Origin of the sequence: Microcoleus sp. N9_A2, assembly GCF_036701775.1 — a bacterium.
GTDB lineage: Bacteria > Cyanobacteriota > Cyanobacteriia > Cyanobacteriales > Microcoleaceae > Microcoleus.
Window position 1 is genome coordinate 222,437 of record NZ_JAUBRH010000002.1, and the last position, 15,537, is coordinate 237,973.

Below are 15,537 nucleotides of genomic sequence, written 5' to 3' on the forward strand. Positions count from 1 at the left end.
AATCTAACTACTTCGCAGCAGGTAAAGACAACTGAGGCGAAGGATGAGAATAGCTGCCATTTTCAGCAATCACCAAAGGCGGTTCCTGCGACAACAAAAACTCGCGAATTAATCTAGCAACTGCCCTTTGCGCTAAACCGCCGACTACTTTCTGACCCATGTTCTGCACTTCCGGTTTCACCAACAACTGCGGCAGTAGCTGCAATACTTTCATCGTGTCAAAACCTGGAGTTGATTGCAAAATATCCCAAATCCGCTTGATGTGTTCTAAGTTTTTTTGTTCGGTTTGTGAAACCACAGGTTGATTTGCCTTGACTCCAAACCATTCGCCGACAACTGCTTTGGCGTTAGCAAAAGCATTGCTGGAAAGTGTGTCGAGACTTTTTACCAATTCAGCGACAATCCGATCGCGAATAAAATCTCCCCTTTCAGAAAATAAATATTCTAAGGCTTGATTCATGATTTTGCTGACATCGTAATCGTCACTCTCGCGGGCATTGTTGAGCAAGTTTTCTAAGCGGTTCCAGCGGAATTCGCCTTGTTTGAACAGCAAATCTTTCAGAGATGCTCTCAATTCCGGTGCGGGGTCGCTCAACAGCCGTTTTGCTACGTAAGGATAGGCTTTGCTGAGCACTTTGAATTCCGGGTCAACGTTGATGGCGATGCCTTCTAGGGTGACGAGCGATCGAATAATCAAAGCGTAGTACGCTGGAACTCGGAACGGATATTCGTACATCACGGCGGAAAGTTCGTCAGTAATGCTTTTGAAATTGAGTTCGGCAACGCTAGCACCCAAAGCATTGTTAAACACGCCGGCCAAAGCTGGAATAATTGGCGTTAAATCGGTATCCGGTGTCAAAAATTCTAACTTGACATAATCTCTAGCTAAACCTTCAAAGTCGCGGTTGACCAAATGCACTACAGCTTCCAACAAGCCGTATCGCTGATAAGGTTTAACTTCGCTCATCATTCCGAAATCGAGATAAGCTAATTGACCATCAGGAGTTGCCAAAAGATTGCCGGGATGCGGGTCGGCGTGAAAGAAACCGTGTTCTAGAAGTTGGCGGAGAGAACACTGGACTCCTACTTCAATTAAGTAAGGAGCGTCAATTCCTTGAGCTTTAACGGCTTCTAAATTCGTAAGTTTGATGCCGGTGATCCACTCCATTGTTAAGACGCGGCGGCGGGTATATTCCCAGTAGATGCTGGGAACGTAAATGTCTTTGATGTGGCCGTAGAGTTGGGCAAACCGTTCGGCATTTTGACCTTCGTGGGTGTAGTCCATTTCTTCGTAAATGCGCTCGCCCAATTCGTCCATAATTGCTGCGAGGTCACTGCGAATTATTTTGAAGTTGTTTTGTGCCCAAACTGCAACGCGCCGCAGGATGTAGATATCTAAGCCGATGTTCTCGGCTAAACCCGGTCGCTGCACTTTGATGGCGACTGTTTCTCCGGTTTTGAGTTTGCCTTTGTAGACTTGTCCGAGGGATGCTGCGGCGATCGGATCTGGCGTGATTTCTGCGTAAATTTCGTTGGGGTGCGCGCCCAATTCTTCTTGTATAAATTGATATGCTACTTCGTTGGGAAACGCTGGCAATTGGTCTTGCAGCGTTGTTAGTTCTTCTAAATATACTGGTGGTACTAAGTCGGGCCGTGTTGAGAGTGCTTGTCCGATTTTGATGAAAGCTGGGCCGAGTTGGGCGAGAATTTCCCTCAGTCGGACGGCGCGACGCTTTTGGTTGGTGGCGGTACGACCTGTTTTGCCGTCGAACCACACACTGAAGGCAAAGCTAAAAAATGTCCAAACAACGCTCGACAGCCTTCCCCAGACTTGTAGAGGTCGATTTCGGTACAGGGCTGCGATCGCCACTGGATCGTACCGAACAGCATCTCCGGCCAACTCGAAAGCTATGTCTCTGGCTGATTTGAGCCGATCGTCCGTTACGACATCCGTCTCTAGTGATACTGGTACTGCTTGTAGGGGAATTGTATTTGCATCTTGGAGATTGCCGAGTACAGCCTGAGTCCCTGAATTTACATAAGTTTGCGGGGAGGCTGGCGATACTGTCTTGACATTCATAAATCAGACCTAGTGTGAAGCATTGTAAATATATTGTAACAATTTAAGGAAGAAGACCCTTCTTCCTTCTTATATACTTACTCGTCGCTGGATTTTTTGAGTCGATCGCGAATGCCTGACAGTTGCGATTTTGTGCTGACGGGCGATCGAGGTTGGGGCATTTCGGTATCGGGCCAGTTCGGTAAGTCGTTACAGGCACAGGATTCAGGTGGCATTCCGGCTTGTGGGAACACTACGGGCATGGCGCAGCGCGCGCAGGGACTGACTTCCCATGCTGGTGTCAGCAATTGGGCAATTGTTTCGTTTGTGCCTTGCAGGTAGCAGTCTCCGCTGTCGGGGGAGATGATTTTTTCCCAGCATTCTTCAAATTCCTGGCTGTAGCGATCGCCCGCAATTACCGATTTTGGCAGCAGCGCTTCGGAACCGTTGCGAATTAATACTTTTTTGCCTAACTGAAACCAGTAAGCAATATATTTTTTTACTTCAGTATTTGATGCCATAACTTTTTGTCAATCCTGCGATTAGTTGATGATTTTAAGCTTAGAAATTGAAATTTGCACTCTTGTTCAAAAGACATTTTCTATTTTACATTTTTGCAAAATTTGGCTATTCCTCGTATCAAATTGTTGTGCGGGTTGCCCGATGGAGTATTTTTTGCGAGTAATTTTTGTGAGGTTTGAGTTTTCAATCTTAGTTAGAACTATACCTGATTTTTAGTTAAAATTGTTCATCGGGAAACCGACATTTTTTCTCCCTTGTCGATCGGGACTCCGCCTGTTAATTTTTCGCAGCAGGCGGCAGTGGCGTACCCAGAGCGCTCAAATTCAAGGCGTAACCTCCGGTAGCGAGATAAACAGTATCGGCGATCGCCCCGATGTGGCGGACGAGAGTGCCGAGGCGATCGCGAAACAGTCGCCCCGCCGGATAAGCAGGCACAACACCCCATCCGGTTTCTTCTCCTACAAAAATTACATCGGCCGCCGTTGACTTCAAACTAGCGAGCAAATCTTGCTGCGTAGTAGCCCAAACTGCAGCTTCTTGTTCCAAAAGATTTGCTGTCCAAGTTCCTAGAGAATCAATTAACAAGCAATCCGACGGTTGGCCGGCACGCACAACTTTCGGTAATGCGATCGGCACTTCGAGAGTTTTCCAATTAACTGGACGGCGATTTCGGTGCTGTTCGAGACGACGAACCCACTCCAAATCCGCTTCATCAACCAAGCCGGTAGCCACATAGATTACTTGTTTTCCTGAATCCGCCGCCAAAGTTTCGGCCCATTCACTTTTGCCACTTCGGGCCGGCCCAGTTACTAAGATTATTTTAGTCATTTATGGTTGGTTATTTGTTGTTGGTTATTTGTTGTTGGTTATTGGTTATTGGTTATTGGTTATTTGATTGCCAATTATTTTAAGGCGATAATAGCATTAATGGGACAATATAGCGGTTCTCAAAAAAGTGAGGTATGCCATATCCCCGATGCCCGATGCCCGATGCCCGATGCCCGAAGCGTACCTGATCTTTCTGAGAAAGGCTATATCAGAGTCAGTCGATCGAGCTTCCTAGCATAGCCGTTTTCTTTTCAAGTGAGGTACTACTAATTCGCAATTCAGGTAGAAGAAGCAAGAAGCAGAAACTATTCCCAATGCTCAATCCCTCCGCTTCGCTTCGCCCAATGCCCTGTTTGGCCAATGCCCGATGCCCGATGCCCAATATTTCCCAAGCTGTTATTTATGCCAGATCATCCTCAGATCTCAGCGATTATTTGCACCCACAATCGCGCCGCCTATTTAGCTGGGGCGATCGACAGCTTGCTGGTACAGGATTTTCCCGACAACTTTGAAGTAGTAATAGTCGATAACGGTTCTAGCGATTATGCGACTGCCGAAAGTTCCATTTCGCGCACCCGTGAGGTGGTAGAAGCGAGACTGGGCGATCGACGGCTCAAGTACGTATGGGAACCCGAAATCGGTCTGTCAGTAGCCCGGAACACTGGCGCAAAGGCAGCTCGTAGCCAAATATTGGCTTATCTCGATGACGACGCTATTGCTGAGCCGAATTGGCTCAGGGTGCTGCACGCGGCTTATCAAAGCAATCAAAAACTAGCCATAGCAGGCGGCAAAGTTAATTTGCTGTGGCCTGCTGGAGTCTCTCCGCCCGACTGGCTGTCGCCCGGATTGGCCCAGAATTTGGGAGTTTACGATTTGGGCGATACTTACCAGTACGTGACGACAGCAGGTTTGACTCCCAGGGGCGTAAACTACTCGATCCGGCGCGATTTTCTCGAACAAATTGGCGGCTTCGATGTCAAACTCGGTAGAGTCGGCAAAAAGTTGCTGTCAAATGAAGAATTGCGCGCCACAGAATTAGCATTAGAGTTAGGTTGGCAAGTAATTTATCTGCCGTCCGCGTTGGTGATGCACAATGTTGCCCCAGAACGGCTCAACAAAGCTTGGTTTCTAGAGCGCGGTTGGTGGCAAGGCATCAGCGAGTGTTATCGGGAACAATTGTGCGATCGAGCCGGTATTGCTCAGCTTGGGCGGGGGGGTGAAAGAATATTGAGGGGTGTATGGAAGTCTTTTAAATATATTAGAGATCCAGGGCTGCGCTTTGAAAATTTCGTTTTTGCCTGGGGTCAAATCGGTTATTTGATCGCAGCCATCCGCGGCCTGATTTTTGCACCGAAATCGACCAGCAGGCATTAGGCTATAGGCAATATCCCTCGCTGCTCAAGTCGTCGGCGCGGCTGTGCCGATCGCAATTCATCCACCAAAACTCGACCGCATTTAGGTTCAAGCACTCGATTATGACATCTAGTTCATCCAAGATTCCGGTTTCAGTTCTCATTCCGGCAAAAGACGAAGAACTTAATCTACCTGCGTGTCTAGCCAGCATTGCCAGGGCGGATGAAGTTTTCATGGTTGATTCCCAAAGTAGCGATCGCACGGTAGAAATTGCCATCAGCACCGGCGCAAAAGTAGTGCAATTCTACTTCGACAACCGCTGGCCGAAAAAGAAAAATTGGTCTTTGGACAATCTGCCCTTTCGCAACGAATGGGTATTAATTGTCGATTGCGACGAGCGCATTCCGCCGGAACTTTGGGACGAAATCGCACGGGTGATTGAAGACCCAAATTTTGACGGTTACTACCTCAACCGCAAAGTCTTCTTTTTAGGTCAGTGGCTGCGTTACGGCGGCCGATATCCCGACTGGAATTTGCGTTTGTTCAAGCATCAAAAAGGACGTTACGAAAATCTCGGCACTGAATCCGTCCCCAATACTGGCGACAACGAAGTTCACGAACACGTCATTTTAGCCGGTCAAGTCGGCTACTTAAAAAATGACATGATCCACGAGGATTACCGCGATTTATTTCACTGGATAGAACGGCACAACCGCTATTCTAATTGGGAAGCTCGCGTTTATTACAATATTATTGAAGGGCGCGACGACAGCGGCACTATTGGCGCTCACTTATTTGGAGATGCAGTGCAGCGGAAACGCTTTCTCAAAAAAGTTTGGGTGCGGCTGCCTTTTAAACCAATGCTCAGATTTATTTTATTTTACTTCATTCAGCTCGGCTTTTTGGATGGAAAAGCTGGCTATATTTATGCGAGGTTATTGAGTCAATATGAGTATCAAATTAATGCAAAACTTTACGAGTTGCGTTGTTGTGGCGGTCAGTTGAATGTGGCAGAACCTGAGCCTACTCTGTCGGCACCAGTAGTTATAACTCAGGAGACAGAAGTGAAATTGCCTTAATATTTTGGAAGCATGGGGAAATTGGGAATTAGGAAAGCCAGCCCATAGCGAGTGGCTTGAGACATTTTCATTTAATAAGTTCTTCTAGGGATGGAAAAAGCAATTTTTCGGCGCTCACTTTTTCGCAATCACAAGGCTGTTGACTTGCGGATATTGCTGATACTTTTCCTAGCAGCAATTGGATGCTTTCGATTAGCAATGGTAGAGTTAATAAAATAATTGATGCTGACACCAGCAAGCTAATCAAGCCGTCAGCCCAATTCCAGTGCAGCCACGCGACGGCGATCGCAGCTAAAATTACTCCAACCGACGAAAAAATGTCGGCGACTGCGTGCAGAAAGGCGCTTTTGAGATTCAAGTCGCCGTGACAGCAGGAATGCAAACAACAAGCATTAATCGAGTTGATGCTTAAACCGACTATGGCGGTAATTAACATCGGGAGCCCTTCTACTTCGGGGGTTGGGGACTGCAAACGGGCGATCGACTCTACTGCAATCCACAGGGCGATCGCCACTAAACTGATACTATTAACTAAAGCAGCAATGATTTCTCCTCGTTCAGGAATTGGCGATTGTGCGATCGTACAATCTACGGATTTACTTTTGCGTTTGACTGAGGAGTACCAAGTCGCTGTCAAAGTTATTGCTAAAGCTGCTACATCTGAAAAAACGTGACCCGCGTCTGCTAATAGGGACAAACTATGAGAATTAAGTGCGGCGATTAACTCTGCTACAAAAAAGCTGCTAAGCAGTACCAATGCTGTTTGTAAAAGTCGAACTTTGCCAATTCTGGGATTTATATTCTCGCATTGTGCGATATCCTTGGCGTTTTCCGAGTCAAAATTGTCCCTAACTAGAAATGTCATGCAGCAGTCCTTAAGGTTAAATTCGATTTTAAATTAAACATTAAATTAACTATCAATGACCGATTATATACCAAATCCCAACCAAGATCAGGAAAATTTGATCGCAAATTCCCCAAATCCTCAAATAAACCCTAGTCCAATTAGCGACAATCACGCAAATACTTTGACAGGCGAATCTTTGGTTGATTTGCGCCGCTACGATCAATCAAAGTTCGATCGGGGAAAGCCTACTTGGCTAATTTTGCTTTGGTGGTTCGTCCAGGCGATCGCATTTCCCCTCACTCCACACCCTTTTAACGGCATCAGAAGCGGCTTGCTGCGGTTATTTGGAGCGAAAATAGGTTTTGGCGTAATTATCCGCCCCACGGCTCGTTTTACCTATCCTTGGAAAATTGAAATCGGCGATTACAGTTGGATCGGAGATGATGTTGTATTGTACAGTTTGGATCGAATTGCGATCGGCAAACACTGCGTCATTTCTCAAAAAAGTTACCTCTGCACCGGCACTCATGACCCTCAAGATCAAGCGTTTCGCTTAATCACAGCACCTGTTATCATAAATAACGGCGTTTGGATTGCCGCCGACTGTTTCATTGGCCCCGGTGTCGAAATCGGTGTCAATGCTTTAATTGGAGCTCGTAGCAGCGTCTTTAAAAATATGCCAGCCGGCTTTATTTGCACGGGAACACCCTGTTGTCCGCGCTACCTGCGAGAAATTAACCAAAGTTCATAAGAGACATTGCACCGGGAAACTAAGCAGCTTGACAAGCTTGCTGTCGAATAGGAATTTCAATGACGAATTCTATTCCCTTTCCTTCTGTAGGCTGGCAGTACAATCTGCCCCCATGCTTTTCAACGATAATTTGGTAACTGATAGATAACCCCAATCCAGTTCCCTTACCGATCGGTTTGGTGGTAAAAAAGGGGTCAAATAGCTTTGGTTGTAGGGTTTCGCAAACTCCTCTACCGTTGTCACTAATATGAATAGCCACTGAATCCTCGTCAATTACTTTTGTACTAATCTGAATGCGGTTCGGGTGTTGTTTGATTTCTGAAAACGAACGCTGCTGATTAGATTCATCTAAAGCATCAATGGCATTGGCAATAATATTCATGAACACTTGATTTAATTGTCCGGCATGGCATTCTACTGGTGGAAGCTGACCATATTTTTTTATTAGTTCAATCTCAGGATGCTCTGGTTTTGCTTTTAAACGATGATGCAGAATCGTGAGTGTACTATCAATTCCTTCATGAATATTTACTGCTTTCACCTCTGCCTCATCCACACGAGAAAAGATTCGCATAGACTTGACAATCTCCTGGATGCGCTCCGTTCCTAAGTTGATTGAGTTAAGAACTTTGATAAAATCTTCCTCTACAAATTCTAGTTCTATTTCATCCATTGCTGCTTGAATCCGAGGGGTGGGATTTACATAGTCTTCTTGATAGAGATGTATAAGTTTTAGTAAGTTATGAGCGTACTCTTGGGCATAACCCAGATTGCCAGATATGAAATTTACAGGGTTATTTATTTCATGAGCAATCCCAGCCGCCATTTGCCCTAAGCCGGACATTTTCTCGCCTTGGATTAACTTAAGCTGCATTTGTTGTAAATTATCATAGGCTTGGCTGACTTCTACAACTTTTTCCTCCAATAACGTATTTTTTTCTTCTAATTTCTCAGCTAGAACATGAAGCTTTAAATGCAGCTTGACGCGAGCTAATACTTCCTCCTGTTGGAAGGGTTTGGTAATATAATCTACAGCCCCAAGCTTAAACCCCTCAACTTTATTAGCCGTATCCGAGAGAGCAGTCATAAATATAATGGGAATCTGTTTAGTTTCTGGATTAGCCTGTAATCGACGACAGGTTTCAAATCCATCAATTTCTGGCATCATGACATCTAACAAGATTAGATCGGGGAGAGCATATTTGACGCGCTCTAGTGCCATTTTGCCAGATTTCGCAACCCGAACTTCAAATCCTTCTTGGCTTAAGGCATCAGACAAGACACCCAAGTTAGCTGAATTGTCATCAACTATAAGAATCGTACCCTTTGCTTGAATTTCTGAATTCATAAACCTTACTTGTAGGACTCAATAAACGTTAAAATCTCTTCGTCTTGAAAGTCTTTTGCCATTTGATACAATATTTTAGCAAAGGGAATGTATTTGGGATCTATTTCTTCCAGTAATGCCGCCTGCTTAACTATTTCTAGGAAATTTCCTTTCATAGCCAGCTCGTATAGTATTTCCATTTCTGTAGCAGGCGGGGCAATTAGCTCATTGGTGTCTGAGGATCTCGCCAGTGGCTCTTCATTAGCTTCGTAAACCCATTCCAAATCAAGATACTGTTGCAATTTTTGTAGGAGTTCCGTGGCTTGAACAGGTTTGGGAATAAAGGTGTTGCCTCCTGCTTCTAAACTTCTGTATTGATCGGTTTCAAATACGCTCGCAGAAGAGACAATAATCACCATGTCTTTGAAATTTTCCGATTCTCGAACCCGCTTAATTAGTTCGTAGCCATCTAGTTCGGGCATTAGTAAGTCGGTAACGATTAAATCTGGCTGCACCTCTATAATTTTTTCCCATCCTTCCTGCCCATCGTTGGCTTCAGACACCTCAAAGCCGATCGGACTGAGCAAATTGCTAACTACCGAACGGTTAGCCCATTTGTCATCAATAACTACAATCTTAGGTTGGCGGCCCTTGATGCCGATTATCTGCCCGCGATGGTCAATTTGAGACGTTTTCACCCATTCATCGGCTTGATACAGATCGACATCAAACCAGAAAATACTGCCAACATTCATCTCACTTTGAACCTGAATGGTACTGCCCATTAGTTCTACAATCCTTTTGCTAATTGCCAGTCCCAATCCCGTACCTTCCGTCTGCCGTCTGCGATCGCCTACCTGCTCGAAGGGCTGAAAGATAGTTTGGAGTTGATCTTGTGCAATGCCAGTACCTGTATCGCGTATTTCAAAGCGAATTTTTTCGTGTGTGGCAAAACTGACTATAAAAGTAACAGTGCCCGCATCCGTAAATTTAATAGCGTTACTCAAAAGATTAATTAACACTTGTCGCAAGCGTTTTTCATCCGCACGAATACCGATCGGCAGTTCGGGGCTTGATGGAAAATGAAACTGAATTCCCTTGAGTTCAGCTCGGATGCGACACATCTCTGCTACACCTTGCAGGAACGCCGGGAAATGAAAATCGGTGGGCTGGAGTTCCACTTTCTGTGCTTCAATCTTCGACAAATCGAGAATATCATTGATTAAGGTTAGTAAATGGGAACCGCACTGATAAATGACATCAATGCGCGATCGCTCTTCTTCCTTCAAGACTTTGGAACGCTGAAGAATCTGTGCGTATCCCATGATGCCATTCAGGGGAGTTCGCAACTCGTGGCTCATGTTAGCAAGGAATTCACTTTTAGCCCGACTAGCAGCTTCTGCGGCTTCCTTGGCTTTTGACAGTACGAATTCTGCTTGTTTGCGATCGTGGATATCGGTACAAGTGCCAACCCACTCCCGAATGCTGCCATCTTCATTCAGAATGGGTACGCCTCTACCTTGGAAATAACGATAGTTTCCATCCGCTCCGCGAATTCGATATTCTATGTCATACAGGCTTTTCGTTTGCACTGCTTCCATCCATACCTGAGCCGTTTGTTCGCGATCGTCCGGGTGAATTGCATCTAACCAGCCAAAACCAATTACCTCAGCTTCGGTTTGTCCGGTGTAAGCTCTCAGAGTCGGCATATCCCAGCATCGCCCCTCAGAATCGCCTGTCCAGACAATTTGGGACGTGGCAAGGATTAGCGATCGATAGCGTTCTTCGCTTTGTTTGATCGCATCTTCGGCTTGTTTGCGATCGCTAATATCTCGGCTTGTGGCGATGATGCCCAGAATATTGCCCTTAGCATCCCGCCAAGGAGCTTTTGTAGTCAAAAAGGTTGTAGGGGTTTCATCATCAGCAGAGATTTCATCCTCGAAAGTCTCAGTGATTCCTGCTGCCATGACTTGGCGATCTTTTGCCATAATTTCACGAGCACTGTCAGCAGACATTAATTCTAAATCATCTTTGCCGATGATTTCCTCAATTGGCTTGCCCAAAAAGTTGGCTACGTTGGAGTTAAGGGCAACATAACGCCCTTCTAAATCTTTAACAACAATGATGTCTGGCGTACTTTCCAAAATAGAGTTTAGTAAGAAGTTGCGATCGCGCAACTTTGCTTCCATTTGTTTGCGATCGCCAATGTTTCGTGCTATGGCGATCAGGCCGAGAATATTGCCCTGAGCGTCTCGCCAAGGGGCTTTTGTTGTTAAAAAAGAAGTGGTCTCCTTACCATTAAAAACCTCTTCTTCGTAGGTTTCAGTAATGCCTGCTTCCATGAGTTCGCGGTCTTTTGCCATTATTACAAGGGCACTAGCAGAAGGAAGAAGTTCCGAATCATCTTTGCCGATGATTTGCTCAATGGGTCTACCGTAAAAAGAGTTTGCTACCTCGGAATTAAGGGCAACATATCGGCCTTCCCGGTCTTTAACCACAATTATGTCTGGCGTACTTTCCAAAATAGAGCTCAGCAAGAGGTTGCGATCGCGCAGCGCAGCTTGCTGTTCGTGCAGAGCTTCTTCAACTTGTTTGCGATCGGTAATATCTGTATTAGCTCCCACCCATTCCCGAACTGAACCATCCGCGTTCAGAATTGGTATACCACGACAACTCATGTACCGATATTCCCCGTCATAGCGGCGCATACGTAATTCATCTTCATAGAGCGATCGATTGGCCACGGCAGCCGACCATATACTACCAACACGAGCGCGATCGTCTGGGTGGATCGTGTCTAGCCAACCCCGTCCTTTATACTCCTCAAATGTCAGTCCTGTAAATGCACCTAAAGTAGGTTGTTCACTAGCCAATTCGCCCTCAGCATTACCGATCCAAATACTTTGAGCGGTAGCTTCGATTAAAGAACGAAATCGTTCTTCATTTTGTTTGAGGACATCTTCTGCTTTTTTGCGATCGCGAATATCCCGCGTAATCGTGGCAATTCCTATCGGTTCATTAGTCTCTGGATGATTGACCAAAAATAGGGTGTAGTCTACCGCGATGGGTTGACCTGTCACGAAATGTCTCAACCGGAAATCACTTCGCCAACTTCCCTCTTTCATCAGCACAGGCAGGATATACTGCTGTACAAAGTCTAAATCTTCTGGCATGAAGAAGTCGGTAATGTGTTTGGTTTTGGCTTCGTCCACACTACTCAGTCCCATTAAATCCATGCCCGCTTGATTTAACAGCATCGGCCGACCATCCATTGAAGCAACGCCAATAAAGTCACGGCTGTTCTCAATTGTGGTAGCAAGCAATTGCCGTTCTTCCTCTGCTTTTTTGCGATCGCGCAGGGCAGCTTGTTGTTCGCGAATATCCCGCGCAACAGTCGAAATAAACTCGACTTCACCCGCTGCAGTTTTGTGAACGATCAAAACCTGGGAGACTGGAATTTCTTCCCCATCCCGTGACAAAAATAGGATTTCACCAGCCCACCTACCCTCTCGTAAAGCGGTGGGAAAGGCTTCATCCTGAAATTTTGCCGTTGCCGAGGGAGCTAACACAGAATCTAGACTAAACGGCGATCGTGCTTCCTCTGGGGACATCCCCAGCATTTCCTGTCCGGCTTGGTTGAGATAGACGCTATGCCCAGCCGTATCACAAACTCCTACTAAGTCGGAAGTTGCTTCCAAAATTGCCGTCAGTCGTGCCTGCTTTTGTTCTGCCCGCTTGCGATCGCTAATTTCAATCACAATGACACCCACACCAAAAACCCTGCCATTTTCATCCAGCAAAGGATAGTAAGATGTTTCCCAGTAGCGGAGGATGCCTGGTTGTTTCGGGGTTTCACCCACTACTTCATAGTCGAGAATTGGCTTGCCCGTATCCAGAATCCCTTGCAGCATTGGTTCCAGAGTCGGAGCCAAGTCGGGCAGCATTTCACCCAGCGACCTACCAATATGGTCTGCCACAGGAATGCCATTGATCTGGGCCAGAACTTCGTTAATTGAGACGTACCGAAGTTGGCTGTCATAAATCATCATTCCGGCGTTGGCACCTGCAAAAAAAGCCTCGAAGTGATCCTGTCGCAATACCTCTGCTGTTGTGTTCTCTTGCTGTGGCAATTGGGTTTTCTCTGGTGGGAATTTGCTCATGTTGGCTCGTGCATTTCAGCTTTTATTCTACAACTTGTCTCCAATTGGGCGATCGCAAGGTTTTCATTACCTCCAATTTTGGTACTGAAGAAAACGTTCAGTAGCGTGACCATTAGGCTTTCAATCTGCGATATTCTGTATCCCTTGCGACACTATTTCCCTTAATTCTTCGGATGTATCGCCAAGTATTTCTATTTCTCATCAATTCTATTCCTAATCAATCCTATCGGTAGAACATTAGTGACAACATCAGCTAGGGAAGCGCTTGTCAATCAGCAATTATGCTCATAATTTACTCAGATTGGGCGGGGGGAAACTAAGATTTGGGCGATCGAGCAATAATGGCGATCGGCTCGCCATATTTATGCCCACCCACCCCCAAATCGCCAATTTTCCACTCCTAAATAAGCAAAGCAATATTTTCAGTAAATTTACGGATTGACAAATGCAATTAAGTTATAGTTTGTCCCCCATATCGGTAGAATGCCAAGTATTCTTGGAACGTTATCAATTTTAGCTAGATCCGTTAAATTTTTACTTAGATATACACAAGACGGACGCCACTGGCAGAGTAATAGCAATATCTCTCCCACCAGTTAAAGTCATTGTAATACTTGGATATTTGACTTGTCCACTTAAAGAGTCATTGAATAATCCCCGCTTAAGTTGATAACGGGACTTCCAAAAATAATTAGTGGAGAGTATGATAAAATCGCATAGAGTTAATGTTGAATAAATTTACTATAGCAATCCTTGCAGGAGTCGTATTTTTTTTACCCCACCCCAACCCTCCCCTTGGTAAAGGGAGGGAGTAAGAAATTCACAAATGATGCGAGGATTGCTATAGAGGGTTCGCTTTAATAATAGATGTGTCGGATCTCGTCTCGCGAAAAAGTGGCACAATAACCGCAGGTCTGCGAAGACAAGGTATCCGAAAAATTCGCAAGAGGGATAACTGCGTAGTATGAGGAACCACATATCTATGTAAAGACTTCATTTTTTTTACCAAAATAGGCTAACATTTGTGATAAAGACTTCAGGATTTTATTTTTAAATTTGGCACTGAGGACTTTATTGTTTACTACTACCAACTTAAAAAATGACAACACAAAAAACCTTATGGCCGGAATTGGAATTTAATACAATACCAGAAGAAGTATTGACACAGCTCTCGAAAATATTTACCGCTACCCTATTTAAAATAGGTGAAAATCCTGTATCCTTGCAGTCCCTGGTGGAACTGATTATATTGTTTATGGCTATCCTTGTGATAGCACGATATTTTACAAATTTTCTTAAGGAACGCTTGTTAGTCAGACTGGGAATTGACGAGGGAAATCGGGAAGCAATCGCAGTAATTATTGGGTATTTAATAGTAGCTTTGGGTGTGATAGTCGCCATCCAAAGCATCGGATTCAACCTCGCTTCTTTTGCAGTAGTTGCGGGGGGATTGGGAGTGGGAATTGGCTTCGGAATCCAGGATTTAACCACTAATTTTGTCAGCGGCTTAACGCTGCTTTTAGACAGGCCTGTGAAAGTCGGAGACTTTGTGGAATTAGAAGGATTAATGGGAATCGTCAAAAAAATCTCGATTCGATCGACCATCATTCAAACCACTGAGGACTCTAGCGTCATAGTTCCCAACAGCAAAATGATTAGCAACAAAATTGTTAACTGGAGTTACGAAAACTCGCTACTCTGTCTGCGAGTTCCCATAGAAGTAGCCGAGAATAGTAACCCGCTGTTAGTGACAGAAACTCTGTTAAATATTGCTTACGCGGAATCGGGAGTTTTATACGAACCGCATCCGAAAGTATTGTTTGTCGAGTTTGGTGATGATAGTTTTAAGTTTGAACTTTTAGTTTGGACGGACAGGCCGACTGAAAGAGAAGTAATTAAAAGTTCTTTGAATTTTGCAATTGAATACAATTTCCGCCAGCACAAAATAGAATTTCCGTTCAATGACAGAGAAATTTATTTGCAAAACCCCGAAGTTCTGTTATCAATTTTCAACAAAAAAGAAACTGCAATTGACCTCCCGAACAGTTACTCTGAAAATGAGCAAAAACAGCCAATTTTTGCAGAAAAACCGAAAAAGCCATCGTCCCTTAGCTGTTTGCTGCGAGAGGTGGAATACTTTGAAAATCTGACTGATCTTGAATTGCGGCAATTGATTGAAGTTGGATACCGCAAACGGCTGCGATCGCAAGAATATTTGTTTCACGAAAACGACCCCGGAGATGCTTTTTACATGATTCTTTCAGGTTCAGTAGAAGTTTTTGTAGAAGCTATTGACAAACATCTGAATAACCTCGGCACTGGTCAGTTTTTCGGGGAACTTTCTTTGATGTTGGGAATCCCCAGAACTGCTTCGGTGAGAGCTTTAGAAGAAACAATTTTGTTTGCCATCAATAAAGAAGGTTTCCAAAAAGTTTTAACTGAACGACCGGATTTATCTGAACAGATTATTAAAGAAATAGTCAAACACAAAGAAGAACTCAGCGAGAGACAGCAATTATTGCGAGAACTGGAATTGGTAGAGGCAGCAGAAGAGGATGAAAATCCTGTAGAATGGGTGAGAAAACGGCTAAAAAATCTATTTAGTGTTTGA

The 15,537-nt window shown here is 44.8% G+C and carries 11 protein-coding genes; 4 read left to right on the plus strand and 7 right to left on the minus strand.

The window, feature by feature from the left end; translation table 11 throughout:
• Nucleotides 1-7 precede the first annotated feature (7 nt).
• From QUA44_RS02190 to cobU, 3 genes are all read right to left on the minus strand, one after another.
• Nucleotides 8-2,080, minus strand: coding sequence for an AarF/ABC1/UbiB kinase family protein (locus QUA44_RS02190; protein WP_333247603.1), 2,073 nt, complete (start codon nucleotides 2,078-2,080; stop codon nucleotides 8-10).
• Between the two features lie 77 nt (nucleotides 2,081-2,157).
• Nucleotides 2,158-2,580, minus strand: coding sequence for a hypothetical protein (locus QUA44_RS02195; protein ID WP_333247601.1), 423 nt, complete (start codon nucleotides 2,578-2,580; stop codon nucleotides 2,158-2,160).
• A gap of 277 nt (nucleotides 2,581-2,857) precedes the next feature.
• On the minus strand, nucleotides 2,858-3,409 hold the full coding sequence (cobU, locus tag QUA44_RS02200) for a bifunctional adenosylcobinamide kinase/adenosylcobinamide-phosphate guanylyltransferase (RefSeq protein ID WP_333247598.1): 552 nt from the start codon (nucleotides 3,407-3,409) through the stop codon (nucleotides 2,858-2,860).
• A gap of 402 nt (nucleotides 3,410-3,811) precedes the next feature.
• On the opposite strand from cobU, the gene QUA44_RS02205 reads away from it, so the two are divergent.
• Complete coding sequence (locus QUA44_RS02205; RefSeq protein ID WP_333247596.1) at nucleotides 3,812-4,783, plus strand: glycosyltransferase family 2 protein; 972 nt, start codon at nucleotides 3,812-3,814, stop codon at nucleotides 4,781-4,783.
• 1 nt (nucleotide 4,784) lies between these two features.
• Here the strand turns inward: QUA44_RS02205 and QUA44_RS02210 are convergent, their stop codons facing one another.
• Nucleotides 4,785-4,997, minus strand: coding sequence for a hypothetical protein (locus QUA44_RS02210; RefSeq protein ID WP_333247943.1), 213 nt, complete (start codon nucleotides 4,995-4,997; stop codon nucleotides 4,785-4,787).
• Here QUA44_RS02210 and QUA44_RS02215 point away from each other — a divergent pair.
• On the plus strand, nucleotides 4,924-5,841 hold the full coding sequence (locus QUA44_RS02215) for a glycosyltransferase family 2 protein (protein ID WP_333276357.1): 918 nt from the start codon (nucleotides 4,924-4,926) through the stop codon (nucleotides 5,839-5,841). The genes QUA44_RS02210 and QUA44_RS02215 overlap by 74 nt on opposite strands.
• A gap of 67 nt (nucleotides 5,842-5,908) precedes the next feature.
• On the opposite strand, the gene QUA44_RS02220 is transcribed toward QUA44_RS02215, so the two are convergent.
• Entirely contained in the window at nucleotides 5,909-6,706 is a 798-nt protein-coding gene (locus tag QUA44_RS02220) for a cation diffusion facilitator family transporter (RefSeq protein WP_333247594.1), read from the minus strand.
• 55 nt (nucleotides 6,707-6,761) lie between these two features.
• Between QUA44_RS02220 and hpsU the strand changes: the two genes are divergently transcribed.
• Nucleotides 6,762-7,439: a hormogonium polysaccharide biosynthesis acetyltransferase HpsU gene (gene hpsU, locus QUA44_RS02225; protein WP_333247592.1), complete on the plus strand. Its 678-nt coding sequence runs from the start codon at nucleotides 6,762-6,764 to the stop codon at nucleotides 7,437-7,439.
• Between the two features lie 19 nt (nucleotides 7,440-7,458).
• Here hpsU and QUA44_RS02230 read toward each other — a convergent pair whose 3' ends face one another.
• The gene (locus tag QUA44_RS02230; protein WP_333247591.1) at nucleotides 7,459-8,787 is read right to left on the minus strand and encodes a response regulator; all 1,329 of its coding nucleotides are present in this window, start codon (nucleotides 8,785-8,787) and stop codon (nucleotides 7,459-7,461) included.
• Between the two features lie 5 nt (nucleotides 8,788-8,792).
• A complete protein-coding gene (locus tag QUA44_RS02235; protein ID WP_333247589.1) occupies nucleotides 8,793-12,926 on the minus strand; it encodes a PAS domain S-box protein in 4,134 nt (1,377 codons plus the stop codon).
• Nucleotides 12,927-14,025: 1,099 nt separating this feature from the next.
• Between QUA44_RS02235 and QUA44_RS02240 the strand changes: the two genes are divergently transcribed.
• On the plus strand, nucleotides 14,026-15,537 hold the full coding sequence (locus QUA44_RS02240; protein WP_333247587.1) for a mechanosensitive ion channel domain-containing protein: 1,512 nt from the start codon (nucleotides 14,026-14,028) through the stop codon (nucleotides 15,535-15,537).